The organism is Rahnella sp. JUb53 (assembly GCF_004346065.1).
Taxonomy (GTDB): Bacteria; Pseudomonadota; Gammaproteobacteria; order Enterobacterales; family Enterobacteriaceae; genus Rahnella; species Rahnella variigena.
In genome coordinates this window covers 688,643-715,087 of sequence record NZ_SLYT01000001.1, presented here as the reverse complement: position 1 = coordinate 715,087, position 26,445 = coordinate 688,643, and the positions used below count along the sequence as shown (strand labels likewise).

24 protein-coding genes and 1 pseudogene are annotated in these 26,445 nt (G+C 52.1%); 15 read left to right on the top strand and 10 right to left on the bottom strand.

Annotation, left to right across the window (positions count from 1 at the left end):
* The first annotated feature begins 563 nt into the window (after nt 1-563).
* From EC840_RS03335 to EC840_RS03320, 4 genes are all read left to right on the top strand, one after another.
* A complete protein-coding gene (locus EC840_RS03335; RefSeq protein WP_132963980.1) occupies nt 564-2,132 on the top strand; it encodes an aspartate aminotransferase family protein in 1,569 nt (522 codons plus the stop codon).
* A gap of 19 nt (nt 2,133-2,151) precedes the next feature.
* Nucleotides 2,152-3,456: a lysine N(6)-hydroxylase/L-ornithine N(5)-oxygenase family protein gene (locus EC840_RS03330; RefSeq protein ID WP_207914736.1), complete on the top strand. Its 1,305-nt coding sequence runs from the start codon at nt 2,152-2,154 to the stop codon at nt 3,454-3,456.
* A gap of 14 nt (nt 3,457-3,470) precedes the next feature.
* Nucleotides 3,471-5,855, top strand: coding sequence for a GNAT family N-acetyltransferase (locus tag EC840_RS03325; protein WP_132963978.1), 2,385 nt, complete (start codon nt 3,471-3,473; stop codon nt 5,853-5,855).
* Nucleotides 5,856-5,984: 129 nt separating this feature from the next.
* Nucleotides 5,985-7,205, top strand: coding sequence for an MFS transporter (locus tag EC840_RS03320; protein ID WP_132963977.1), 1,221 nt, complete (start codon nt 5,985-5,987; stop codon nt 7,203-7,205).
* Between the two features lie 45 nt (nt 7,206-7,250).
* Here the strand turns inward: EC840_RS03320 and lpxM are convergent, their stop codons facing one another.
* The 3 genes from lpxM to znuA all read right to left on the bottom strand — a co-directional run bounded on the left by lpxM (nt 7,251) and on the right by znuA (nt 10,609).
* Nucleotides 7,251-8,231, bottom strand: a complete 981-nt coding sequence (lpxM, locus tag EC840_RS03315; RefSeq protein WP_129638776.1) for a lauroyl-Kdo(2)-lipid IV(A) myristoyltransferase — start codon at nt 8,229-8,231, stop codon at nt 7,251-7,253.
* 93 nt (nt 8,232-8,324) lie between these two features.
* Nucleotides 8,325-9,659: a murein DD-endopeptidase MepM gene (gene mepM, locus EC840_RS03310; protein ID WP_120162829.1), complete on the bottom strand. Its 1,335-nt coding sequence runs from the start codon at nt 9,657-9,659 to the stop codon at nt 8,325-8,327.
* Between the two features lie 20 nt (nt 9,660-9,679).
* Nucleotides 9,680-10,609, bottom strand: coding sequence for a zinc ABC transporter substrate-binding protein ZnuA (znuA, locus tag EC840_RS03305; protein ID WP_120162889.1), 930 nt, complete (start codon nt 10,607-10,609; stop codon nt 9,680-9,682).
* Nucleotides 10,610-10,702: 93 nt separating this feature from the next.
* Here znuA and znuC point away from each other — a divergent pair, with 93 nt between their 5' ends.
* A complete protein-coding gene (gene znuC, locus EC840_RS03300; protein WP_132963976.1) occupies nt 10,703-11,461 on the top strand; it encodes a zinc ABC transporter ATP-binding protein ZnuC in 759 nt (252 codons plus the stop codon).
* Nucleotides 11,458-12,243, top strand: coding sequence for a zinc ABC transporter permease subunit ZnuB (gene znuB, locus EC840_RS03295; protein WP_112290003.1), 786 nt, complete (start codon nt 11,458-11,460; stop codon nt 12,241-12,243). Before znuC ends, znuB begins: the two co-directional genes overlap by 4 nt.
* Nucleotides 12,244-12,288: 45 nt before the next feature.
* Here the strand turns inward: znuB and EC840_RS03290 are convergent, their stop codons facing one another.
* Complete coding sequence (locus EC840_RS03290; RefSeq protein WP_132963975.1) at nt 12,289-13,668, bottom strand: cation:proton antiporter; 1,380 nt, start codon at nt 13,666-13,668, stop codon at nt 12,289-12,291.
* A 54-nt stretch (nt 13,669-13,722) separates the two neighbouring features.
* Between EC840_RS03290 and EC840_RS03285 the strand changes: the two genes are divergently transcribed.
* Complete coding sequence (locus EC840_RS03285) at nt 13,723-14,127, top strand: EthD family reductase (protein ID WP_232829943.1); 405 nt, start codon at nt 13,723-13,725, stop codon at nt 14,125-14,127.
* A 113-nt stretch (nt 14,128-14,240) separates the two neighbouring features.
* Here EC840_RS03285 and EC840_RS03280 read toward each other — a convergent pair whose 3' ends face one another.
* The gene (locus EC840_RS03280) at nt 14,241-14,567 is read right to left on the bottom strand and encodes a hypothetical protein (protein WP_129638772.1); all 327 of its coding nucleotides are present in this window, start codon (nt 14,565-14,567) and stop codon (nt 14,241-14,243) included.
* Between the two features lie 330 nt (nt 14,568-14,897).
* Between EC840_RS03280 and EC840_RS25345 the strand changes: the two genes are divergently transcribed.
* The 4 genes from EC840_RS25345 (at nt 14,898) to wrbA (ending at nt 18,354) form a co-directional block, all read left to right on the top strand.
* Nucleotides 14,898-16,763, top strand: coding sequence for a YadA-like family protein (locus EC840_RS25345; RefSeq protein ID WP_207914731.1), 1,866 nt, complete (start codon nt 14,898-14,900; stop codon nt 16,761-16,763).
* A gap of 49 nt (nt 16,764-16,812) precedes the next feature.
* Entirely contained in the window at nt 16,813-17,229 is a 417-nt protein-coding gene (locus EC840_RS03270) for a hypothetical protein (protein ID WP_132963974.1), read from the top strand.
* Nucleotides 17,226-17,450 carry a hypothetical protein gene (locus EC840_RS03265; protein WP_112289996.1) on the top strand — a complete coding sequence of 75 codons (225 nt, stop codon included), beginning with the start codon at nt 17,226-17,228 and terminating at the stop codon, nt 17,448-17,450. The genes EC840_RS03270 and EC840_RS03265 overlap by 4 nt, the downstream gene beginning before the upstream one ends.
* A gap of 304 nt (nt 17,451-17,754) precedes the next feature.
* Complete coding sequence (gene wrbA / locus EC840_RS03260; RefSeq protein WP_207914730.1) at nt 17,755-18,354, top strand: NAD(P)H:quinone oxidoreductase; 600 nt, start codon at nt 17,755-17,757, stop codon at nt 18,352-18,354.
* Nucleotides 18,355-18,389: 35 nt separating this feature from the next.
* On the opposite strand, the gene EC840_RS03255 is transcribed toward wrbA, so the two are convergent.
* The 3 genes from EC840_RS03255 to fusA form a co-directional block, all read right to left on the bottom strand.
* On the bottom strand, nt 18,390-18,701 hold the full coding sequence (locus EC840_RS03255) for a CcdB family protein (RefSeq protein ID WP_095921782.1): 312 nt from the start codon (nt 18,699-18,701) through the stop codon (nt 18,390-18,392).
* On the bottom strand, nt 18,701-18,937 hold the full coding sequence (locus tag EC840_RS03250) for a type II toxin-antitoxin system CcdA family antitoxin (RefSeq protein WP_095921781.1): 237 nt from the start codon (nt 18,935-18,937) through the stop codon (nt 18,701-18,703). Before EC840_RS03250 ends, EC840_RS03255 begins: the two co-directional genes overlap by 1 nt.
* Nucleotides 18,938-19,077: 140 nt before the next feature.
* Entirely contained in the window at nt 19,078-21,183 is a 2,106-nt protein-coding gene (gene fusA / locus EC840_RS03245; protein ID WP_132963973.1) for an elongation factor G, read from the bottom strand.
* 236 nt (nt 21,184-21,419) lie between these two features.
* On the opposite strand from fusA, the gene EC840_RS03240 reads away from it, so the two are divergent.
* On the top strand, nt 21,420-21,773 hold the full coding sequence (locus EC840_RS03240) for a helix-turn-helix transcriptional regulator (RefSeq protein WP_112289990.1): 354 nt from the start codon (nt 21,420-21,422) through the stop codon (nt 21,771-21,773).
* Nucleotides 21,774-21,784: 11 nt separating this feature from the next.
* On the opposite strand, the gene EC840_RS03235 is transcribed toward EC840_RS03240, so the two are convergent.
* The gene (locus tag EC840_RS03235) at nt 21,785-22,702 is read right to left on the bottom strand and encodes a LysR family transcriptional regulator (protein ID WP_207914729.1); all 918 of its coding nucleotides are present in this window, start codon (nt 22,700-22,702) and stop codon (nt 21,785-21,787) included.
* Nucleotides 22,703-22,852: 150 nt separating this feature from the next.
* Between EC840_RS03235 and EC840_RS03230 the strand changes: the two genes are divergently transcribed.
* From EC840_RS03230 to EC840_RS03220, 3 genes are all read left to right on the top strand, one after another.
* A complete protein-coding gene (locus EC840_RS03230; RefSeq protein ID WP_198659732.1) occupies nt 22,853-23,410 on the top strand; it encodes a chromate transporter in 558 nt (185 codons plus the stop codon).
* Nucleotides 23,407-23,928: a chromate transporter gene (locus EC840_RS03225; protein ID WP_181955552.1), complete on the top strand. Its 522-nt coding sequence runs from the start codon at nt 23,407-23,409 to the stop codon at nt 23,926-23,928. The genes EC840_RS03230 and EC840_RS03225 overlap by 4 nt, the downstream gene beginning before the upstream one ends.
* Before the next feature lie 111 nt (nt 23,929-24,039).
* Nucleotides 24,040-26,001 (top strand): glycoside hydrolase family 3 N-terminal domain-containing protein, encoded by a 1,962-nt coding sequence (locus EC840_RS03220; protein ID WP_132963971.1) that lies wholly within the window; start codon nt 24,040-24,042, stop codon nt 25,999-26,001.
* A gap of 9 nt (nt 26,002-26,010) precedes the next feature.
* Here EC840_RS03220 and EC840_RS03215 read toward each other — a convergent pair.
* Nucleotides 26,011-26,205 (bottom strand): annotated as a pseudogene (locus tag EC840_RS03215) (methyltransferase); the annotation flags it as partial.
* Between the last annotated feature and the right edge of the window lie 240 nt (nt 26,206-26,445).

Below are 26,445 nucleotides of genomic sequence, written 5' to 3'. Positions count from 1 at the left end.
CCACACACTTTTACCCCGAAACAATCCGGTTAATTGCCCGCCTTAATTTGATCATTATTTTGCCATCTGGGTGAAATAATTTACCGCCCTGCTCTGATAAAAAATTTTATAAACAGAATAGACCCTCTTTTAGTGTGTATTAATATAACTTTTCATATTGATAGCAACAGTTATTTGCCCCCACAAACGAATAATAAATACAGAATACTCCCATGTGAATAAAGTTTTTTATGACCAAATCACCCGATAAATGTGACTTACATCACATTAAACAAGCTTAACTGACGCAATCATCCAAATGTTCAATGCCGTAGTTGAATGATAATGATTTGCATTTATAATGATTCTCATTCGTTAAAACCTTGTATAAGTCCGCACTAAGGAAATCAAACAAGACGTAAACCCTGTTATTTGCGATAAGAAAACAGATAAAACCACACACCTGACAGGCGTGGCCTTAAGCCCTGCCTGCTAATACACACGTTCACTGAAATCTCCTGACTTTACCGGGTGGCCTCCCCTTGCCCGTAGTAAAGGGAACGGAAAAACAGAAAGGGTCCAAGATGAGCCAGATAAATAATTGGGAAATAATGCAGGACAGCACCAAAGACCTCATAATCACTCAGGCTAAAATAAGTGAAAATAAGGGTTATATATTCAATCAAAATAGCACGCCGGAATGGCAGGCCCAGATTGAACAAGGGATTGAATTAATTAAATCTCACATTAACCACACGGAAAAACCTTTTTCCGGTGTATCTCCCGCTGAATTAGCAGAACAATTTCGACATATTGATCTGACCAAACCCCTTGCAGGAACACGTCTGGCTCTGGAAGAACTGGATGATTTATATCTTCAGCACGCGGTTTATTTTCATCACCCGAAATACCTCGCACATCTGAACTGTCCGACCGTGATTCCGTCCCAGCTGGCGGAGCTTTTTATCAGCGCGATTAACTCTTCCGTAGACACCTGGGACCAGAGCGCAGGTGGCACCTTAATCGAGCAAAAAGTCATCGACTGGACTCTCGCCCGTATAGGTTTTGGCGCACAATCCGACGGCATTTTCACCAGCGGCGGTACGCAATCCAACCTGATGGCGATGCTGCTGGCGCGTGACAGTCACTGCAAACATACCCGTCCGCAACACAGCATCAAATATCAGGGTCTGCCGCCGGAAGCTAACCGCTGGCGTATTTTCAGTTCTCAGGTCAGCCATTTCAGCATTCAGAAATCCGCTGCCCTGCTCGGCCTGGGTTATGACGCCGTGGTGCCGGTGGCTTGTGACAGCGCGTTCCGTATGGACATAAACGCGCTTAAAGCCGAAATCGAGCGGTGTCACGCAGAAGGGCTGATCCCGATCGCCGTGGTGGCGACTGCAGGCACCACCGACTTTGGCAGTATCGACCCGCTGAATGAAATTGCCGAAATCTGCCGCAAAGAAAAACTCTGGATGCACGCTGATGCCGCTTACGGTTGCGGGTTACTGGTGTCGCCTCAGCATCGTCAGCGCATTGAAGGTATTCATCTGGCGGATTCCGTCACCGTGGATTATCACAAATCCTTCTTCCAGCCGGTGAGTTGCAGCGCGTTTCTGGTTAACGATCACAGCCATCTGGAGCATGTTACTCACCACGCCGAATACCTGAATCCGTTGAGTGCAAAACTCGAAGGCACACCGAACCTCGTCAACAAAAGTATTCAGACCACCAAACGTTTTGATGCCCTCAAAATGTGGCTGACGCTACGCATCATGGGCCAGCAGGCGCTGGGTGAATCCTTTGATGTGCTGCTGGAACGCGCCACTGAAACCCATCAGATGATGGAACAGAACCCGAACATTGAAGTGCTGCATAAACCGCAGCTCAGCACGCTGGTGTTCCGTTTCGTGCCGCGTATGTCCATGAATCATGAGCAGATTGACGCGATTAATGCAGGTATCCGTAAAGCGATTTTCCGCGACGGCAGCGCCGTGATTGCCGGTACCAAAGTCCATGACCGTCAGTATCTGAAATTCACCTTGCTGAACCCGACCACCACCACGGAAGACGTTGCCGATGTGCTCAGTCTGATCACGCATTACGGCAAAGAACTGACTGCCACTGCGCTGAGCGCCGCCAAAAACCGGTAAAAGGAGCCGCACCATGAATATGAATTCAACCGAACAGATGTATGATTTTATCGCCGTGGGCATCGGCCCGTTCAACCTCGGCCTGGCCTGTCTGACTGAACCGGTGAAAGAGCTGAAAGGTCTTTTTTTAGATCAGAATGACAGCTTCGACTGGCACACTGGCATGATGCTGGAAAGTGCGCATTTGCAGACGCCGTTTATGGCCGACCTGGTCACGCTCGCCGATCCGACCAGCCCTTACAGCTTTCTGAATTACCTGAAATTGCAGGGAAAACTCTACTCATTCTACATCCGTGAAGATTTCTTCATGATGCGCAAAGAGTTTAACCAGTATTGCCAGTGGGCGTGCAGCCAGCTAAGCAGCCTGCAATTTTCCACGCGTGTGGAACTGGTGACCTGGGACGCAACGCAGGAATGCTATCTGGTTCAGACGCGCTCGACCAAAAGTAACGAGAATCAGATTTACCGCACTAAACGGCTGGTGCTGGGCACTGGCCCGTCGCCGTGGATGCCCGCCTGCGCCCGTGATGCGGGCAACAACGTGCATCACTCTTCAGCCTATCTGCCGAACAAAGAACAGGTACAGAATTCCAAATCCATCACCGTCGTCGGCAGCGGTCAGAGCGCAGCGGAAATTTACTATGACCTGCTCTCTGATATCGATAAGCATGATTACCATCTGACATGGGTGACCCGCGCACCGCGTTTCTATCCGCTCGAATACAGCAAACTGACGCTGGAAATGACCTCACCGGAATACATCGACTATTTCCACGAATTACCGATGGCCAAACGCGATCAGCTCAACCGTGAACAGAAGTGCCTGTATAAAGGCATAAATATCAGTTTGATCAACGATATCTACGACCTGATGTACATCAAGCGCCTCGACGGCCCGCTGAACGTTGATTTGTACACCCATTCAGAACTGACATCGCTGACCCGCAACCACCATGGTGAACTGGAGATGAACCTGCTGCACCACGAACAGCAGCAGGAATACCGGCACCGTACGGAGTCAGTGATCCTCGCCACCGGCTACGGCTATCAGCCGCCGCAGTTTGTCGAAGGCATTTACAACCGCATTCAGTGGGATGACGCCGGTCGTTACGCCGTCAACCGCAATTACAGTATTGATACCCATAACCAGATTTTCGTACAAAACGCCGAGCTGCATACCCACGGTTTCGTTACACCGGATCTGGGCATGGCATGCTATCGCAACAGTACGATTATCCGCGAAATGCTGGGGCGCGAAGTGTATCCGGTGGAGAAATCCATCGCCTTCCAGACCTTTTGCACCCGCAACCTTGCCGGAAACTAACGGAGAATTTACCGATGACTGATGCTATTCCCAGTTCCGTATTTTCCTGCCAGCGTGCCGCAGGAAAACTGTCCTTTCGCCCTCTTGCGCTGGAAAAAGATGCCGCCATTTTGCATGGCTGGATGATTCAGCCCTACGCGCATTTCTGGGGGATGCAAAACAGTACCGTCGCCGAAGTGGATGCGTTTTACCGCGACCTGACAGCGGGAAACTCACTAGCCGCGCTGATGGGTGAAATCGACGGCCAGCCGCAGTTCCTGATTGAATGCTATCCGGTTCAGGACGATCCATTGCGTGAACATTACGACGTTCAGCCCGGCGATATGGGCATGCATATCCTGCTTTCTCCCGCCGACAAACCTGTCACAGGTTTCAGCTGGCAGGTGTTTTCCGCAGTTATGGAATATCTGTTCAGCCAGCCGGACGTGAAACGCGTGGTGGTCGAGCCCGATGTGCGCAACGAGAAAATTCACAAGCTGAACAAGCGCGCCGGTTTTCGTTATCAGAAACAAGTTCAGCTGACACACAAAACGGCATGGCTGGCATTTTGCCAGCGTGAGGATTTTATTCAGGCCAGCCAGAAGGAAAAAAACAGTATGACGCCATCCACTATGCAAACAGGTCAGCATCTGCAACCTGAAATCTGGGCAAAAGCCAATGCCCTGCTGCTGCGCAAATGTCTGTCCGAACTCACGCACGAGCGCCTGCTCGCCCCGCAGGCATTGAAAACAACCGGCACCTGGACAGACTATCAGCTGGCAGTACCGGCCTCGGAAATCGAATACCGTTTCCGCGCGCGCCAGTTGCCGTTAAATGACTGGATGATTGATCTCGACAGCATTCAGCGCCTGGATAATCTCAGTCCGCAGCCGCTGGATGCCGTGAAATTCATCATTGAATTCGCTGAACAAATCGGCATTTCTCAAGCCATGCTGCCGACCTATCTGGAAGAAATCAGCAGTACGCTTTACAGCAGCGCCTACAAACTGGTGAACAACCATACAACGGCAAAACAGCTGTCAGAAGCCGATTTCCAGACCGTGGAAACCAGCATGACCGAAGGCCATCCGAGCTTCATCGCCAACAACGGTCGCATCGGTTTCGATGCCGGTGATTATGTGCGTTACGCGCCGGAAGCAGCCAATCCGCTGCAACTGGTCTGGGTGGCGGTTCACCATGACAAAGCACATTTCGCCAGTGTTGAAGGTTTGCCGTATGAAAAACTGATCGCCGAGGAACTGGGCGACGCGCAGATTTGTGCCTTCACGCAGAAGCTGGTCGATATGGGCGTGGATCCGAAAAATTACTATTTCATGCCGGTTCATCCGTGGCAGTGGCAGAATAAATTGCTGACCGTTTTCGCCCCGGATATTGCCCGTCAGTTCCTGATTTATCTCGGTGAAGGCAATGATGAATATCTGGCACAGCAGTCAATCCGCACCTTCTATAACGCCAGTCGTCCCAAAGCGCGATACGTCAAAACTGCCCTGTCGATTCTGAATATGGGCTTTATGCGCGGGCTGTCGCCGTATTACATGGCGACCACGCCGGGCATCAACGAATGGCTGGCGGAACTGGTGGAAAACGATTCCTATCTGCAATCCACCGGTTTCAGCATTTTGCAGGAAGTCGCTTCGATTGGTTATCACAATCACTACTTCGAAGAAGCGATAAAAGGTGACAGCGCGTACAAGAAAATGTTTGCCGCTTTGTGGCGTGAAAATCCGGTTGCGCAGTTAAAGCCGAATCAGCGACTGATGACCATGGCCGCGCTGCTTCACACCGACAAATATGGCGATGCGCTGATTGTCGAGATGATCAAATCCTCCGGCCTGGCGACCGGTGACTGGCTGAAACGCTATATGCACGCCTACCTCAGCCCGCTGCTGCACTGTTTCTATCAGTACGATCTGGTGTTCATGCCGCACGGCGAAAACTTGATCCTGCGTTTCGAAAACAATATTCCGGTGAATGCTTTCATGAAGGATATCGCCGAAGAAATTGCGGTAATGAATCCCGACGCTAACCTGCCGGAGAAAGCCAAACGTCTGGCCGTCGATGTGCCGGAAGACCTGAAAATTCTGTCGATCTTCACCGACGTCTTTGCCGGCGTATTCCGCTTCATCGCCCGTATTCTGGAAGAGAACGGCGATTATCCGGCCGGTCAGTTCTGGCAGGTGGTGGCGGAAGTGGTGCGCGATTACCAGATTCAGTATCCGGAACTGGCTGGGAAATTTGCGCGCTATGACATGTTTGGCGCCGAGTTCACGCACTCGTGCCTGAACCGTCTGCAACTGGCGAATAACCAGCAGATGATCAACCTGTCAGATCCGGCGCAAAATCTGAAATTCGCCGGTACGCTGGAAAACCCGATTGCGGCGTACGCTAACCGCTACTGAGCAACACTTTAAAGTGATGAAACCTTAAAGTGATGAAACTTTAATGTGATGAAATTTTAATGCGATGAATAGTTGCGCGGCTTTTACAGGCCGCGCTTTTTTGATTTTGAGTACCGGAGAGTGAATGTTATGTCGTCCGTTTCTGAACCCGCCTCACGGCTGAATTCCCGCCAGTGGCTGTTCCCGCTGTCGCTGGTGCTGTTCGAGTTCGCCACCTATATCGCCCACGATATGATCCAGCCAGGCATGTTGCAGGTAATCAGTGATTTCAGCGCCAGCGCCGACTGGGTATCCACCTCACTGACCGCGTATCTGTGTGGCGGAATTCTGCTGCAATGGCTGCTGGGTCCGCTTTCCGACCGCCTCGGACGCAGGCCGGTATTACTCGCGGGCGTGGCCTTTTTCACCGTTACCTGCCTGCTGACCGTTTTCACCCAAAGCATCGGGCAGTTTATTCTGATGCGGTTTTTGCAAGGGATGAGCCTGTGTTTCATCGGTGCGGTTGGTTACGCCGCGATCCAGGAAGCGTTCAGCGAAACGCTCAGTGTCAAACTGATGGCACTGATGGCGAACATTACGCTGATCGCCCCGCTGCTCGGGCCACTGGCGGGTGCGGCGTTCATTCATTACGCACCGTGGAAAGCCATGTTTGCGCTGTTTTCCGTCATCTCCGCTCTGGCGTTCTGGGGCTTGTGGCGCAGTATGCCGGAAACCGCTTCCGGTCGTGATGGCCGCTTTTCAATGCGCAGACTGCTGGCCGATTACCGTGAAGTGTTTTCCAATAAAGGCGTGGTGATGGGCTCCCTCGCCATCGGATTGATCACCCTGCCGTTGCTGGCGTGGGTCGCACAGTCGCCTGTTTTGCTTATCCAGGACGCAGGTATGACGCCATTACAATATGGCTGGTTGCAGGTTCCGGTATTCACCGGCCTGATTATTGGCAATATCACCCTGAGCAGAATCAGCGGCAGAGTGAATATCCGCACACCGGTCTGGCTCGGGATTGTGCCGATTGTTCTCGGTTTGTCGGTCAGTGCGTTCGCCGCATTGTTTATGGCACATGCCTGGTTCTGGATGACTGCTGGGCTGAGTCTTTACGCGCTGGGTACCGGACTGGTGAATGCGGGTCTGTATCGTCTGACGCTGTTTTCCAGTCCGACAGGAAAAGGCACCGTCGCGGCGGCATTAGGGCTGATGACTATCGTGGTGTTTGCAGCCGGAATTGAAATCGCTAAACAGCTGTATTTTGCATGGGGTAACGGCATTTTCATGCTTGCAGGCCTTATCGCTGGCGTGGCTGGCACAATCCTGATTGCGGCATTTCTAAAGCACTCATCGAAAAAAGCATAAAAAAAGCTGAGGTGTGAGCCTCAGCTTATTTTTAAATCCAGACGGTCATTTCTTCGGATACAGCTCTTTACGCGAATACGGCTCAGGCTCACCCGGCTTGCGGGTTTTAAGCAGTTTGAGGATCCAGGTGTACTGTTCCGGATTCGGTCCAACCAGAATTTCCACTTCCTCATTCATGCGTCGCGCAATGTAGTTATCATCCGCAGTGGCCAGATCGTCCATCGGCGGTCGGACGTAAATATCCAGACGCTGTTCACGACCGTTATACACCGGGAATAACGGGACAATGGCGGCGCGGCAGACTTTCATCAGACGCCCCACCGCAGGCAATGTCGCCTTGTAGGTCGCGAAGAAATCCACGAACTCACTGTGTTCCGCACCGTGATCCTGATCCGGCAGATAATAGCCCCAGTACCCCTGACGCACGGAACTGATGAACGGTTTAATGCCGTCATTACGTGCGTGCATACGACCACCAAAACGACGACGTACGGTGTTCCAGAGATAATCGGTCAGCGGGTTTTTCTGGTTGTGGAACATCGCGGCCATCGGCTGGCCTTCAGCGGCCATCAGCATCGCAGGGATGTCCACAGCCCAGCCATGCGGCACCAGAAAAATCACATTCTGGCCTTTCGCCTTCATCTCATCGATAATTTCTTTGCCATGCCAGTGTACGCGCTGCATGACGTTTTCCGGATTACGTATTGCCAGTTCAGCCATCATCACCATCGCCTGCGGCGCGGTTGCAAACATTTCATCAATGATGTGTTCGCGTTCAGCTTCCGGCGTTTCAGGCAGGCAATACAACAGATTGATTTGAGCACGACGTCGGGCACCTTTGGCAAACTTTCCTGCCAGACGCCCCAGACTGCCTAACACCGGATCACGGACTTTCGCGGGTAAACAGGCCATGGTTGCCATCGCACCGACGCCCAGCCAGACGCCCCAGTAACGCGGATGGTAGAAGGCTTTCTGAAATTGCGGAATAAATTCTGCGGAAGATCGTTTTTCTTTTTCTGGCTGCATGCTCAGGCTCTTATATCAAATTCTGGCTTAATGATAAGTGCCGTGAGTTATTTTGCAATAAATCACGGCAGCTAATCATTAAAACCTAAGCGGTCAGTCCAGCTTCAGTTGAGGAACAACCTGACGAACGGTGGCCAGATAAGTCGCACGGTCTTTACCGGTCAGCCCTTCAGTACGTGGCAATTTCGCGGTCAGCGGATTCACGGCCAGCTGGTTGATCCACATTTCAAAATGCAGATGCGGGCCGGTGGAACGACCGGTGTTGCCGGAAAGCGCGATGCGGTCACCGCGTTTAATTTTCTGACCTGGTTTCACCAGAATTTTGCGCAGGTGCATATAACGGGTCATGTACTGACGACCGTGGCGGATCGCCACATAGTTACCTGCCGCCCCGCCATTCTTGGCAACCACCACTTCACCGTCGCCGACAGCCAGAACCGGCGTGCCGACAGGTACTGCGAAATCGACGCCACGGTGCGGCGCAATGCGGCCGGTAACCGGGTTCAGACGACGCGGATTAAAGTTGGAAGAAACGCGATATTGTTTACCGGTAGGGAAACGCAGGAAACCTTTAGCCAGCCCGCTGCCTGAGCGGTCATAAAACTTACCGTCTTCCGCGCGAACTGCGTAATAATCTTTACCGCCAGTGCGCATACGCACGGCCTGCAATTCGCTTTGTTCGTTTTTGCCATCCAGCACTTCGTGGGACATCAGAACCGCAAAATCATCGCCTTTCTGTAACTTACGGAAATCGAGTTGCCATTGCAGCGCTTTGATAACGGCACTGACTTCACCGCTGCTCAGCCCTGCGGCTCTGGCGCTGGTGACAAAACTCCCGTTCAGCGAACCCTTAATCACCGTGTCTTTCCATTCCCCTTTCAGGGTTTCGAGAGAAGCTTTAAAGGTGCTGCCGGAACGGTCAAAGGTATAGGTTTCGCGGCGCGATTTTTCCCAGGTCAGACGCTGTAAATCCCCGGCATCATTCAGTGTCCAGGAAATCTGCTGACCGACTTTCAGATTACGCAAATCACGGTTGGCGTCAGACAGCGCGGCAATTTCTGACATATCAATGCCGTACTGATTCAGAATGCTGCTGAGGGTATCGCCGGTAGAAACAACGTATTCATGGACGCCCGCTTCATTGGCCGTTTTGTCGTCAAGATCATCCTGTGGGATGTCATCGTCAGCCGGCGGGGTCTGATCGATAGGTTCGCTGGCTTCGGGAAGCAAAGAACGTAATTGCTGATTATCGAGGGTGATATTTTTAACCAGCGGTCTGGTATCAGAAAGGTCGTTGTCCGGGTGGTAAGCTAACGGTTTCCATACGGCCACAGCCAGTGTGACGACGGTAAGAGACCCCAGCATAATGCGGTGGGGCCGTGGAAGGTTGCTATACGCCAGAGCGATAGATCGGGCTATCAGCTGCACTTAAATTCTGTCCTTTTAGCTTACTTCAGGCAGCTCAGGTACTGGTTCGCCAGCTGTGACAAAAAGTTCACATAGCTGTCCGCATCCAGTTCAATGCCGCTCCCCAGCGGATCCAATGTGCCCATACGCACTTTTGTTCCCTGGGCAACAGCCGTTATGACGGCCGGCCTGAATTGTGGCTCAGCAAAAATGCAGGTCGCTTTTTGCTCAACCAACTGTGTTCGAATGAGATGTAATCGCTGTGCGCCGGGTTGAATTTCAGGGTTGATCGTAAAGTGACCAAGTGGCGAGAGGCCGAAGTGTTTTTCAAAGTAGCCATAAGCGTCGTGAAAAACAAAATATCCCTTACCCTGCACAGGCTGCAGCATAGTACCAATATTTTTGTCAGTTTTTGTCAAGCCATCTTCAAAACGTGCCAAATTTGCATCTAATTGTTGCTTTTTCTGCGGAACCAGCTCCACAAGTTTGTCATGGATCACAATTGCGGCTTCACGGGCGATTTCCGGTGATAACCAGACATGCATATTGTACTCACCGTGATGGTGCTCATCCCCGTCATTTTCATGGGCATGATCGTGGTCATGCTCATCCTCACCGCCTTTCATCAGCAACGGTTTGACGGCCGGTAATGTCGCAATTTCTACCTGACGGTTTGGTGGTAACTGTGCGGCGGATTTTGTCATGAAGGCTTCCATTTCCGGCCCCACCCATACCACCAGATCGGCGCTGCGCAGGCGTGCAATATCGGAAGGACGCAGGGCAAAATCATGCGGTGATGCGCCGTCAGGCAGCAAGACCTCTGTCGGCATGACGCCGTCGGCAATCGCTGATGCAATGAATCCCAGCGGGCGTACGGAGGCTACAACGTCGGCCTGCGCGCTGAAAACCGCACCTGAAGTCAATATTGCGGCTGCCAGAAACATCCGTTTAACGCTTTTTTTCTGTATCATGCTGAGTGAACTCATCTTCGTGTGGGGGAAACTGGTTATTTTTCGCGAAACGCAATATTATAACATCCGATTTGTTCTGCAAGACCCTATGACATGCCCACATTAGCTACGCTCCAAAATATATCAGTGACTTTCGGTTCCCGACGCGTGCTGTCTGACATCTCGCTGAACCTGCAACCGGGGAAAATCCTGACCCTTCTCGGCCCGAATGGGGCGGGGAAATCCACATTAGTCCGTGTGGTGCTTGGCCTGATTGCGCCCACAGAAGGCGTCATGACCCGCGAACCGGGCTTGCGTATCGGCTACGTTCCGCAAAAAATTCACCTTGATCCGACCATGCCGCTGACCGTCAGTCGCTTTATGCGTCTCAAACCTGGCGTGAAGAAAAGCGATATTCTGCCTGCGCTTAAACGCGTTCAGGCCGCGCATCTGCTGGACCAACCGATGCAAAAGTTATCCGGTGGCGAAAACCAGCGTGTCCTTTTAGCGCGGGCATTAATGAACAGCCCGCAGTTACTGGTACTGGATGAACCCACGCAAGGTGTTGACGTCAACGGACAACTGGCGCTTTACAATCTGATCGACAGCCTGCGCTGCGAGCTGGGTTGTGCGGTGCTGATGGTGTCGCATGATTTGCATCTGGTGATGGCGAAAACCGATGAAGTACTGTGTCTGAATCAACATATCTGCTGTTCCGGTTCACCTGAAGTGGTGTCGACGCACCCAGAATTTATTGCGATGTTTGGCAACCGCGGTGCAGAGCAACTGGCAATTTATCGTCACAACCACAATCATCGTCATGATTTAAAGGGAAAGATAATTTTGCGTAATACCGGAGGTCGTGACGCATGATCGCGCTGTTATTACCGGGCTGGCTGGCCGGTGTTTTGCTGGCTATCGCTGCCGGCCCGCTGGGTTCATTTGTGGTCTGGCGACGGATGTCATATTTCGGCGATACGCTGGCACACGCCTCACTGCTGGGCGTTGCGTTCGGTTTGCTGCTCAATATCAATCCTTTTTACACCGTTATCGCCGTCACCTTATTACTTGCCGTATTGCTGGTGGCGCTGGAGCGTAAACCGCATCTCGCCGTCGATACGCTGCTGGGGATTATGGCGCACAGCGCCCTGTCGCTCGGGCTGGTTGTGGTCAGCCTGATGTCAGGTGTTCGTGTTGATCTGATGGCGTATCTGTTCGGTGATTTGCTGTCTGTGACTTACAGCGACATCTGGATGATTGGCATCGGTGTAACGGTGGTCATCGCCGTGCTGTGCTGGCAATGGCGCGCCTTGCTGTCGATGACCATCAGCCCTGAACTGGCCCATGTAGATGGCGTGAATCTGCAGCGTTCCAGGGTTGTTCTGATGCTGGTGACCGCGCTGACGATTGGTCTGGCGATGAAATTCGTCGGTGCGCTGATCATTACCTCTCTGCTGATTATCCCTGCGGCAACGGCACGCCGTTTTGCTAAAACGCCCGAACAGATGGCAATGGTGGCAGTTGCAATTGGCATTATTGCCGTTACCGGCGGCCTGACATTTTCGGCGTTTTACGATACACCGGCAGGCCCTTCTGTCGTGCTCTGTGCTGCGGCGCTGTTTATGCTCAGTCTCAGCAAAAAACAGATTGCCTGACCGCCACATCAGAAAGATAAACGGACGCCCTGAGCGTCCGTTTTTCTATGCTTCTTTTTCCTGCTCTTTTTCCCGCGCTTCCCGTTCTTCCCGTGCGGCCTCCTGTCTCGCTTTACGCCAGCTCAGCACCGGTGAAACGGTCAGCCCGTGAATGACTACGCTGGTCACAATGACGGTAAAGGCAATATTGGTCATATAATTGGCCTCTGCCCCGTGTAAACCGTGTGTCCAGGCGTAAGCGATATAATTCATACTGCCGATACCACGAATACCAAACCAGCCAATCATCAGCCGCCGTCCCTTGGGCACATGCACGCCAAGCGTGGTGATATAAACTGCCAGCGGCCGGATCACGATAAACAGCAACGCGGCAATCAGCAGCCCCATCGGTTCCCAGTGCTCAGCCAGCGTGATACCGAGCACCATGACGATCCCCGCCGCAAAGATACGTTCAATCGTATCGCCAAAAGAGAGTGCATCACCGACCATCAGCCCGATAGAATTGCGCGGCATTTCGGCCTGCATGGAGTGGCGCTGATGCGGATTGACCATGACTTCCGCCGGTGGCGGCCGCGAGCCTTCTTCCACATCGTCTGGCGGATGCAGGGAAACAACGCGCACTTCTGCGCTGCGAAGCCCGACACCGGCGGCAAAGGCGGCGAGAAAACCGGAAGCATCTAAACTCTGCGCAGCGGCGTAACTTAGCGCGATCAGCGACAGTGCCAGAAAATCACTGGGCGCGACCGTTCGCTGACGGCTGTGAAAACGCGTGGCACTCAGCCCGACCAGCTTGCCCATTGCATAACCAATCGCCAGCCCGCCCAATAATGCCCAGACAACATCACGCCATGCCCAGTGCCAGATGGCCTGCGAAGACAGACCTTCATTCGCGGTAAACAGCATCAGCGCCAGCATCAGGATCGGCAGCGCGGAGCCATCATTCATGCCGGCTTCGCTGGAAAGCGCAACGCGTAAACCATCGTCATCATTAGCATCATTCACCGCAATCATGCTGGCGAGCACCGGATCCGTTGGCGCGATAATAGCACCCAGCGCCAGTGCCAGCGGCCAGGAAATACCGGTGATGTAATGCGCAATACCTGCGACACACAAAACGGTAAGGAGCATAGCCGGAAACGCCAGCAACACGCCTACGCGCCAGCTTTGCGCGCGAAAAGGTAACCTCAGCTTGAGCCCGGTAATAAACAGAGACGCCGCCATAGCGATTTCAGTGAAATGAGCGGTGAGCGTGGAATAGGCCACCAGATCAATATGCAGTAAATCCAGAACCCAGGGGCCACAGACAATTCCCGCCGCAAGATATAAACCAAAAGTCGTCACAGGGCCGCGGGAAATCCACCCCGACGCCAGTGACATGATCAATAGCAGTCCTCCGACTGCCGCTGTCCAACCTAAAAATCCCATGCGTATTCCATGCTAAATATCAATCTATTAAGCATAGTACATATGAGCAGATGAATGATTTTTCAGATAAATATCATCGGGCACAAATGGCGAGGCGCGACCGTGGCCGGTACGCTAAAATTGATTTTTATCCGTAAACAGACGAGAGACGACGTGATTAAATACAGCGTGCTTTACCCGAACATTAAAGGCGGAACCTTCGACCATGATTATTACCGCGATGTGCATTTACCGCTGATCAAACGCCGAATGGGCGAGTATTGCCATTCTTATGCCATCGACAAAATGCCCGAGGGCGCACCGGCAGAGACCCCATTCATTGCTGCCTGCCATATCTATTGCCTCTCAATGGAAGACTTCGAAAAAGGCATGAAAGATAATGCTGCAGATTTCGTCGCGGATGTGGCGAACTTTACGAATATCGAACCGGTGAAGATGATTTTCGACGTTGTTGTCTGAAGTTGATATCTGAATAAGTCACCCTGCTCTTCTGATAAAAAAGGCGGTTAACCCTAAAAGTTAACCGCCTTTTTTATCGCCCGTCAGCTGCGGCAAACATCCTGCCCGCTGCGTTATTTGTTCAATAGCTTTTTGATCGCCGGGCTGGGTTCACGTTTAATCGTATGCAAGAATTCCTGCACTCTGTCATTGACGGCATAGTCGGCAGTCACACCAAAATCCTGCACTATCGCCCACTTTTCAAATAATGCTTCATCACTGTTGCGCATGAACCAAAGCATTCTGACAGCAGAAACGGCCACTTGTGGGATTTGCGTCACCGTGCCGTTGATCCACTTATTTAACGTGCTGCGCGGCAGTCCCAACAGGATACACAACGCGGGCTGATCAATATCCAGCCTCCGGACATAGTCCAGGAACTCATTTGCGTTATCTGCCATTCACTTATCTCCCGTTTTTTTAACCCTGCATATTGTACAAGAATCTCATAGAGATTTCATCCCGTCGCTATTCGCTACGAAAATTCCTAGTTCCTTACAATGCAGACACTCAAATTTGTGTCCATTAGCGACAAATAAGCGCGCTAAGTGAAACAAATTCATGTAGCGCTATAAGTTTACGTTTCTTGACATAAGTCAAACGTTAGGTGAATGCGTGAAGCAAGTCACATTCACCGCATGTATGATTTTGGCAAGGAGACAAAAATAGCGTTCTGATAACGCTTCTTATTTGTCGCTAACAGATACTTATTTTATGGCCGGAAAAAACAGATGAATTCTTCAAGCAGTCGTAACACTCAAATAATTTCAGTTTTCGCAGCAGGGCAAACCAGTACAACCGAACTTGCTAATATTTTCGGTGTTTCGGTCTCGACAATCCGGCGTGTATTAACGTCTGCTGCGCTGGCTGGCGTAATTATAGGTACGGCTGTTGCACCAAATACTGCAGAAGCCGCTTTATCAGGGGCTGATAAAGAAGCTGCAGATAACTATTTTTCAAACAATCCTGAAATTGCACACTTCAAACCAGAATTGGTCACAAGAGTTTATGAGTCTGATACGCTGCAACAGGCTAATGATGCTCTGAAAGGAAATAGCTACTACACCGGTTATGACAATGGAGACAGAGTTGTACAGATCCTGCCAATCAAACCGACTCAGGATGATGCTCAAAAACCACAAAACTCACTCGCACCCATTGTCCCGATTGAGCCAGTTGTCACTCCCCCAGACGCACAATCCACCCATACTGCTAGTAAGCTGGTTGATGAACCACCTGTTCTAAATGCACCAGCTAAAACAACATCACTTGCAGAAAAATTAGCTTCTCGGTCAGGGTACGACCAGTTACAGGACGTCAAGATCAACAGCATCAAAACAGCACAAACAACTCGTGATGATGGTCAGGATCTAAAAATCGAACAGGCGAGTTCAGCAGCGGCCTTTGCCCTAGGTCGTGCTGATGCGGCGCATAAAAATGCGATGGACAATGAAGCGGTATTAGACGCAAAGATTGACCAGAATAAAAATGACCAGAAAGGCATCGACGACAAGCAGGATAACGATATCAAAGCCGCAACAATGGGTGTTAATTACGCCCGCCAGCAGATTGATAAAGAAACTTCCGCACGTCTGGAGAGCGATAATAACCTGCAAGCTCAGATCGATGGCGCTGCAATGCAGCAGGCCAATAGAGATCGTACTGCTCAACAACATGTTTCTCTGGTAGCTGCTGTAGATGGCGCTACTGGCCAAACAGGTCCCGTAGGTGCAGATGGAGCAAAAGGTACTGACGGCAAAGACGGAACAGCAGGCCGCGATGGCGTCGATGGCAAAGATGGCAAAGATGGCGCTAAAGGCGATACCGGCGCTGCGGGTCAAAATGGCAGAGACCTCACTCAAGATCACTATTCACGCATGAATGCCGCCGCCGCCTTAGCTGCTTCTCACGTTGAACAAGACGAAATCGATCAAAATAAATCTGCTTTAAGTGATGTAAAGGGTACGGCTGAACAAGCTGCTAACGATTCAAAAACAGCACAAGACACTGCGGAAGGTGCGGCTAAGCAGTTACAGATGGTTCAGAGTGATAAATACCAGCGCATGGTGCAGGCCAAGACCCAGGCTGAGATCGATGCATCGGCTCATGCCACACAACAGAAAGTAGCTCAACAACAGCAAGCAGCAGAGAAGAAGTCTGCAATGGCCGCTAGGCAGCATAAAATCGAGAGCGTGTATTACGGGGAGCAGATCCAAACCCTGGCACAAACACAGCAGGAACAGCAAGGCGAAATCCTGGCTGAATCTCACAGCCGCGCGGTGGCAGATGCACAAACCCTGGGGCAGGCAAATGACTATACCAACAAGAAATTCAACGACCTGAAATCTGAGGTTGATGGCAATAAGAAAGAAGCCGCTGCCGGATCGGCTTCCGCTATGGCGCAGGCCAATATCCCTCAGGTGCAGGAATCTCAGCAATTCGCGGTCGGTGCCGGTGTCGGTGGCTACGATTCACAGAATGCAATTTCCGTCGGTGCATCATTCCATGCAAGCCGCGCTACCATCGTGAAAATGTCAGTTTCAGACGATTCACAAAGTAACTTCGGTTACGGCGCTGGCGTGAGTGTTGGCTGGTAAAAATTCAGGGGGGACTCGTCCCCCATCTTTCCAATACGGGTAAATCAAAATGAAAAAACTTTTAGTCATTGTTGCGCTGACCGTCCTTGCAGGCTGCTCCACTCAAGCGTCCAGAATGGCGGACTGTCAGTCACAAGGCATATCAAAAGATACGTGTTACATGGCAGAACAAAATCGTCAGACGTCCATTCAGAGCGCGGCGCTGAAGCAGGCGATGGAAAACTCGGCGAAGCAGTATGCACAGGCAACCAAAAAAGTCGTTCACGCCCGCATTAAAGGGATTGATGTCAAAATCTTTCCCGCTGACAAGCAGGGATATATCGAAGGGACTGCAGCATACCTTGATGAAGATAACGCGGATGCTCAGGTCTATCGCAAAGGTGTTTTCACAGCGATTTATTACAAGCGCACCCATAAGCTGGTTTTAATGCGTGATGGGCAAATTTACGGAAGGATGCCGATATGAAAAAACGCCACACCGATCAGTTCAAACATCTGCCGCCAGAGCAGCAATTTACCTGTCTGAAAATGCTTCAGCGCGTTGAAGAAACCCCGCTGGATCACGGCATTACTGGCGTGGCCGTATCGGTCATGATGAAAGACGGTCATACCGCCACACTCAGTAAATTCATCGCGCAACCTGATGAAATCTCAATTCTGGTCAGTTGGGAAAAAGAAAGAGAATAATGCACTCTGACTACGTTTTATCTCCCCCCCCTTCTCTCCCGCCAGTCCCGCACTTCTGTTCTAGTATATAGAGGTGCGAAACCCACCTTCTCTGCACCTTTGCCCTAATTAATTGATGAGCCTGTTCAAAAATTTGCGTTTGTAACTCACGTCTGATGCGCGGACGATGAACACTCTTGCTCATGACAACCGCCGTGCAGGCGCAGGAGTCAATGTGGGATTTTTAAGCGAATTTTTCGCCCGTATTACCGGCTCTAAACCAGCGCGTGATATGGAAAAAACATCACCTCAACAGGAGTTAAAAATGGCAAAAATACTGGTTCTCTATCATTCCATGTATGGTCATATTGAAACGATGGCGCACAGCGTTGCAGAAGGCGCACGCAGCGTTCCCGGGGTTGAAGTCACGATAAAACGCGTCCCAGAAACGATGCCTGAAGAAGCCTTTAAGGCTGCCGGTGGCAAAACTGGTCAGACGGCAGAAGTCGCATCTCCCGCAGAACTTGGCGATTACGATGCCATTATTTTCGGTACACCTACCCGCTTTGGTAACATGACCGGCCAGATGCGTACTTTCCTCGACCAGACCGGCGGCCTGTGGGCCAAAGGCGCACTGGCCGGTAAAGTCGCCAGCGTATTCAGCTCCACCGGTACCGGCGGCGGTCAGGAAATGACCATCACCTCCACCTGGACCACCCTCGCCCATCACGGCATGATCATCGTTCCCATCGGTTACACCACACCTGAATTGTTTGATATTTCACAGGTTCGCGGCGGTACGCCTTATGGCGCCACCACTATCGCCGGTGGCGATGGCTCACGTCAGCCAAGTGCAGAAGAGCTGCGCATTGCCGTGCATCAGGGCAAACACGTGGCGACCATCGTCAGTAAGCTGGTCAGCTAGATAACCGCGTAAAATAAGGCGCAGAATTCTGCGCCTTAAATTCCCATGACCAGTAAGTCCAGCGCTGCAACAACATCCGCCCGATGAATATCTGCATTTAACACCGGTTCATGACGTAATTGCGTCGCACTTACGCTGGTCAGGAGATTAGTCATAAGCACGTATTGATGATTTTGGATCCTGATAAGGGGATGAAGATGCCTGATGGGTTTCAGGTTGCTAAGTGCAGTTAGCGGCACAACGATCCGCTCATTAAGTCTTTCAAATAAGGGATTCTGAATATCCATAAAATAGGGATAAAGATTTTTACCTTCTCCCTGATTTTCGTACACATCAAATTGCGCCATTACAACACTCCACGTCCCTGAGAGAACAGTCCTGCCTTTTCAGTAAAGGCATTGCAGGAATCCATTGCTTGCTGATTTTCCTCTAAGAAAAGTTTCCTTTGCTTCTCTTTCACCGCTTCTCCTAACGCTTTATCAAACGTTGCTGAAAGATTAATGCCGAACACTTTGGCCTGTTCTAGTAAATCGGCACTCAGCGTGACATTCGTTCGTTTTTTATTTCCCGTTACTGATGACATAACACCCTCCTCATACACACCTGAGATGCGCATTAGCGTGTCACACAATGAAGTCATAAACTATTAAATCCTTTTCTACGACCAAAAAAAACGGCCCTTGCGGACCGTTTTGTCTCTGGCGGAGATTACGCCGGTATTGCTTATTTGCCACGCGACGCAATAATGTTTTCAGCAACATTGCGCGGTGCCTCGGCATAGTGATTGAACTCCATGCTGTAGGTTGCACGACCTTGCGACATCGACCGCAAAACGGTGGAGTAGCCGAACATTTCGGAAAGCGGAACTTCGGCTTTAATAATTTTACCGCCGCCGCCCGCGATCTCTTCCATGCCCTGCACTGTACCGCGACGCGAGGACAAATCGCCCATCACGCCACCGGCGTACTCCTCCGGCGTTTCCACTTCGACTTTCATCATCGGCTCGAGGATCACCGGATCTGCACGTTTAGCCGCTTCTTTGAAACCAAAGATCGCCGCCATTTTGAACGCCATTTCCGAGGAGTCGACCTCGTGGTATGACCCGAAGGTCAGTGTCACTTTCACATCGACCACCGGATAACCGGCCAGAATGCCGTTGTTCAGCGCCTCCGTGACCCCTTTCTCTACCGCCGGGATATAGTCGCGCGGCACTACGCCACCTTTTGTAGCATCGACAAACTCAAAGCCAGTGCCTGCCGGCAACGGTTCGAGCATGAAGACCACGTGGCCGTACTGCCCTTTACCGCCGGACTGACGTACAAATTTCCCCTCCACATCTTTCACCGTTTTGCGCACCGTTTCGCGGTACGTTACCTGCGGTTTACCGATGTTGGCTTCCACGCCGAACTCACGTTTCATGCGGTCGACAATGATTTCCAGATGCAATTCGCCCATTCCGGAAATAATCGTCTGGCCGGATTCCTCGTCGGTGCGGATGCGGAATGACGGATCCTCTGATGCCAGCCGTGAAAGCGCGATCCCCATTTTTTCCTGGTCGGCTTTAGTCTTCGGTTCGATAGCCTGCGAAATCACCGGATCCGGGAACTCCATGCGCACCAGCGTAATGATGTCGGTCGGATCGCACAGCGTTTCACCGGTCGTCACATCTTTCAGCCCGACACAGGCAGCGATATCACCGGCACGGATTTCATCAATCTCGATACGGTCATTCGCGTGCATCTGCACAATACGCCCGATACGCTCTTTCTTACCGCGCACCGGGTTATACACGCTGTCGCCTTTTTTCAGCACGCCGGAATAAACACGGACAAACGTCAGCTGGCCGACATAAGGGTCAGTCATCAGTTTGAACGCCAGCGCCGAAAACTTCTCGTTGTCATCGGAATGACGGAACACTTCGTTACCGTCTTCGTCAGTGCCCGCTACCGGTGGAATATCCAGCGGAGACGGCATCAGTTCGATCACGGCATCGAGCATGCGCTGTACGCCTTTATTCTTGAACGCACTGCCACACAGCATCGGCTGGATTTCACCGGCGATGGTGCGCAGACGCAGACCTTCGGTAATTTCATCCTCGGTCAGCGTGCCTTCTTCGAGATATTTATCCATCAGCGCGTCGTTGGCTTCAGCAGCGGCCGACACCATTTTTTCTCGCCATTCTTCCGCCAGCGCCTGCAGTTCTGCCGGGATCGCTTCATAGGTAAAAGTCATCCCTTGTGTCGCGTCGTCCCACAAAATGGCGCGCATTTTGCGCAAATCCACCACACCGGTGAAATGCTCTTCTTTACCGATCGGAATAACAATCGGCACCGGATTGGCTTTCAGGCGATCGACCATCATCTGGCGGACACGGAAGAAATCTGCGCCCTGACGGTCCATTTTGTTAACGAAAGCCAGACGCGGCACTTTGTATTTATTGGCCTGACGCCAGACGGTTTCAGACTGTGGCTGCACGCCGCCCACGGCGTCATACACCATTACCGCACCGTCGAGTACGCGCATGGAACGTTCCACTTCAATGGTGAAATCCACGTGCCCCGGAGTGTCGATAATGTTAATGCGATGCTCATCGAACGAGTGATCCATCCCGCGCCAGAAACAGGTCACGGCGGCTGACGTAATGGTAATGCCGCGCTCCTGTTCCTGAGCCATCCAGTCTGTGGTCGCACCGCCGTCATGCACTTCTCCCAGCTTATGATTCATGCCGGTATAGAAAAGAATACGCTCGGTGGTGGTAGTTTTACCTGCGTCGATGTGTGCTGAGATACCGATATTGCGGTAGCGCTCGATTGGCGTTTTGCGAGCCATATAACGTCCTTACTGGTTGATGGCTAAGTTGGCGGAGAGTGGTTATCACGTCCCGTCACAAAGTAATGAGTACTAAACTTCTTAATGCGGAGAGTATACTACAATTGTACGTGTATATTCGTACAATAATTTTATTCTATCGATGAAATTGGTGAGAGGCCATCGCGTTGTACAGCAGCAGAGGGATAGGCTATATTGCGCGGCCGTTGATTTTTGTACTTTAAGAGGATAGTCCGATGATAGCCAACCACCCTGAGCGCGGGCAGATCCGCCTCGAAAATGTTCTGACTGCGCTGGGCAATCCGCTACGTCTGGCCGTGGTGCGCACGCTGGCAAAAGGCGGCGAGCATCCTTGCGGAACCTTATTGCAGGGACTGTCGAAATCGACACTGACTCACCACTGGCGCGTATTGCGGGACAGCGGCGTGATCTGGCAGCGCCCGGATGGCCGCGCCAATTTGCTTTCACTGCGCCGCGAAGATCTGGACGCCCGCTTCCCCGGCCTGCTCGATTCGCTGCTCAGCGCCATCGAATCTGACGGCATTACGCTGGAATCCACCCAGAAACATATTTCTGAGCAACATCTTTAATGTGCAGAGAATTACTGCACCGTTAATTGCGATTTCACCAGCGCACAAAACGTATTGATTATAGCCGATGAATGGCTGTCCTCCCGCCGCGCGAGATACAGCGGCGCACTGAGTTGCGTGGCGGCATCCAGTGGCAGGAACACCACGCCATCGCCGCCGAGGCGGGTCATAGACTCCGGCACAATAGAAATCCCCAGCCCCGCGCCGACCAGACTCAGGCAGGATGTTAACCGCGGCGCTTCCTGCACGATGTGCGGGCTAAAACCGGCGCGGACATACGCTGCCAGTATGGCGTCATACAATCCCTGCCCGGCACGACGACGGTACAACACAAAAGGTTCGTTGCTCAGTTCTTCGAGTTTGAGCGGCCTGGCGGAAGTCCGCGATGCCAGTTTGTGTCCGGCCGGAACCGCCACCCACATCGGTTCTTCCAGCACTTTTTCCATTTCTAATTCGGGCATATCTTTGACCCGCATACGCACAAATGCGACATCCAGCTCGCCCGCCACCACAGACGCCAGTAACTCGCCGCTGCCGCTTTCTTCAAGCTGTGTGCTGACCGCCGGATAAATCTCCCGGTAGCGGCGCAGCAGCGCAGGCACAAAGGTATGCAGCGCGGCTGAGCTGGTGAAACCGATACGCACGCGCCCTTGTTCTCCCTGTGCGGCACGATGCATCGCGGCGCTGAGCTGAGCGGCCCGTGCCAGTACCGCGCGGGCTTCCTGCAATAAGACCTCGCCCGCTTCGGTCGGGATCACCCCGCGCGGCAAACGTTGTAACAAAGGCACGCCAAATTCCTGTTCCAGCCCCTGTAGCAGGCGTGTCAGCGGCGGTTGCTGGATAAACAGCAGTTCTGCGGCGCGGGTAATGCTGCCCACTTCCACCACGGTGACGAACGCATTCAGACGTTTTAACTCAATCATATCCATACCCTCAGGGTATCTTTTGTCATTATTAAAGGCATTAGACATCATGGCACATCCACGCGCATGATCCTTAACAGAATTTACGCCTCTGGCGGCTTTGAATTACATTTGAGGGAGAGAGTGAAAATGTCGGCACAAACGCAGGATAAATTAATGCTGGATACAGAAGATGGGACCGCGCCGCAACCTGATTGCGGACAACTGTTTAAAGGCTTTTTCATTCTTGGCCTGACCGGTTTCGGCGGCGTGCTGCCGATGGCGCGGCACATGCTGGTGGATAAACGCCGCTGGCTGACCGGCGATCAGTTCACAGAACTGCTGGGTCTGTGTCAGTTTTTACCGGGCGGCAATATCATTAATTTATCCGTCGCGCTGGGGATGGAGTTTCGCGGGCTGCGCGGTGCGCTTTCAGCCATTCTCGGCCTGATCCTGGCACCGACGATTTGCGTGGTGCTGCTCGGACTGGTGTATGCACGCTATCAGAATGAACCGCTGGTGGAACATTTGTTTGCGGGGATGGCGGCAGCGGCAGCGGGTTTACTGCTCTCGACCGGCCTCAAGATGCTGGCACCTTTGCGGGGAAAATGGCTGCAACTGGCGCTGGTCGCCGCAGGCGTCATTGCCATCGCAGGATTTCGCATCCCGATGCTGCCGGTGATGCTGGTGCTGGCTCCGGTCAGTATTTTCATCTGCGCAAGGAGTAAATTCTGATGGCCGTTTTACTCTCACTCGCCCTGCTGTTTACCGAACTTTCACTGCTGGCCTTTGGCGGCGGTAATACCATTCTGCCAGAGATGCAACGTGCCGTGGTGCAGGTACATCACTGGATGAGCGCGCAGGAATTCAGTGCATTGTTCGCGCTGGCGCAAGCCGCTCCCGGACCGAATATGATGATCGTGCCGCTGATTGGCTGGCAGGTTGCGGGATGGTCCGGTCTGCTGGTGTCTTCGCTGGCAAAATTTGGTCCGTCTTCCGTGGTGACGCTGATCGTGATGGGGGGCTGGAAGCGTTATAAAGACCGACCGTGGCGTCAGGTTATTCAGCGCGGACTGGTGCCGGTCACCGTCGGGCTGGTGGTGTCGAGCGGACTGTTGATCGCCAAAGCTTCAGCCACCACGCTGTCACTTGCCGGCGTGATCGCCCTGTGTACCCTGCTGGCGCTTAATAAGCGGATCCACCCGTTATGGGTACTGGCGGTCGGCGCGGTACTGGGAATGGTGCTTGGCTGATAACATTTGAGAACCTGATCGCAATATCAGTCAGGTAAATAGGTTATTCCTTAAGCATTAAGTTTCTATATTTATCAATTCTTTATAGACACAAAATAATTAAGGATGATGATGAAAATCAAACCTCTGAACCTGGCTGTTTCTGCCCTTCTGTTTTCCACACCGGCTGCTTTTGCTGATACCGATCAACCCGAACTGAGTCAGCGGGAAGTGACATTGCTGACCATTGATGGCCTGCAATTTAAAGATCTCAATCACTCCGGCAAACTCGAACCTTATGAGGACTGGCGACTGACGCCGGAAGAACGCGCGGCGGATCTGGTAAAACGTATGACGCTGGAAGAAAAAGCCGGGGTGATGATGCACGGCTCCGCACCGACGGCCAACAGTCCGATCGGCGCCGGGACTCACTATGATATGGCGGCGGCGGAAAAGATGATTTCCGGCGCGAAGGTCAACAGTCTGATCACCCGGTTGTCAGCGGAAGACCCTGCGGTGATGGCAGAAGAGAACAATAAACTGCAGCAGATTGCTGAAAAATCACGACTCGGTATTCCGGTCACCATCAGCAGTGATCCACGCAACTCGTTTGAATATCTGACTGGCGCGAGCACGGCTTCCGGCAAATTCACACAGTGGCCGGAAACGTTAGGGCTGGCGGCAATTGGCAATGAAAAACTCACCCGCCGCTACGCCGATATCGTCCGTCAGGAATATCTGGCTGTCGGCATTCGCGAGGCACTTTCTCCGCAGGCCGATCTGGCGACCGAACCGCGCTGGGCGCGTATCAGTGGTACTTTCGGTGAAGACCCGACGCGGGTGCATAACATGGTGCGCGGCTACATCGAAGGGATGCAAAATGGCGGCGATGGCCTGAATCAGGGCAGCGTGATTTCGGTAGTGAAGCACTGGGTCGGCTACGGTGCGGCGGAAAACGGCTACGACAGTCACAACGTTTACGGCAAAAACGCGGTGTTCCCGGGCAATAATCTCAAAGAGCACATCTATCCGTTTACCGGCGCGTTCGAAGCCAACGTCGCCAGCGTCATGCCCACCTACTCTATTTTGAAAAACGCGTCCTTTGAAGGCAAACCGCTGGAACAGGTCGGTGCCGGATTCAGCCATCAGTTACTGATGGATATCCTGCGCGGTCAGTATGGTTTCAAAGGGGTGATCCTCAGCGACTGGCTGATCACCAGCAACTGCGAAGACGAATGCCTGAACGGTTCGCCGGAAGGCAAAGAACCGGTACCCGGCGGCATGTCCTGGGGCGTTGAAAAGCTGACGCCGCAGCAGCGTTTCGTCAAAGCGGTGAAGGCTGGTGTGGATCAGTTTGGCGGCGTGACTGACTCACAGCTCCTGGTGAATGCGGTCAACGAAAAACAGCTGACGCAGCAGCGGCTGGATGAATCCGTGGTGCGCATCCTTGAGCAGAAATTCCGCATTGGACTGTTTGAAAATCCGTTTGTGGATCCTCAGAAAGCAGTGAAAACCGTCGGACGCGCAGACTGGCAGAAAGAAGCCGATGCGGCGCAACGTCACTCCCTTGTTTTACTGCAAAATACCGATGATCTTTTGCCGCTGAAAAAAGGCAAAAAAGTGTGGCTGTATGGTCTCGAACCGAAAGCCGCACAGGCCGCAGGTTTCACCGTGGTTGATGCGCCTGAAAAAGCTGATGTCGCGTTGATCCGCGCCCATGCACCTTATGAACAACCGCATAAACAGTGGTTCTTCGGCAAGCGCCACCATGAAGGTTCACTGGCCTTTACCGATGACAATGCCGATTATCAGGCCATCGTAAAAGCCAGCAAAGCGGTACCCACGGTGGTGACGGTGTACCTCGACCGCCCTGCTATTCTGACCAACGTGAATGACAAAGCAAAAGCGGTTATTGGCAATTTCGGGGTCAGCGATGCGGTGCTGTTTAGCCGTCTGACCAGCAGCGAAGCGTATACCGGCAAACTGCCGTTCGAACTGCCGTCATCGATGGAAGCCGTGCTTAAACAACAGTCGGATATGCCGCATGACAGCGAAAACCCGCTGTTTGACATTGGCTTTGGTCTGGCGCGTTAACGCCTGCGTTTAGCTGACTACCCTCGCCAGCACAAAACCGTCCCAGCCTTTGCTGCCGACGGTTTGCAGCGCGGTGGCAGATAAGCGGGGTTCCTGCTCAATCATCTCAATAAAGCGGCGAACGCCTTGTACACGGGCGTCGTCGCTATGCGGATCGATCACCGCGCCGTCCCTCACTGCATTATTTCCCGATCTCGGTCGTGAACTTTTTCGATTTAAAAAAACTCACTCTTAAAGCTTATCCGTAACTGCGGTTTTGTCTGCGTTTTCAAGGGATTCTTCTAATTTCACGATGCGGTAATCATATTCGATATCCATTGCCTGAGTAAGGTTGTTCGTAAAACAATCAAAAAGACCCTGTATTTCATCATGATAAACATGCGTCAGTTCACATTTTTAGAAGAAAACCCCCTTGAATTTGTAAAATAATAATGATAACAATTA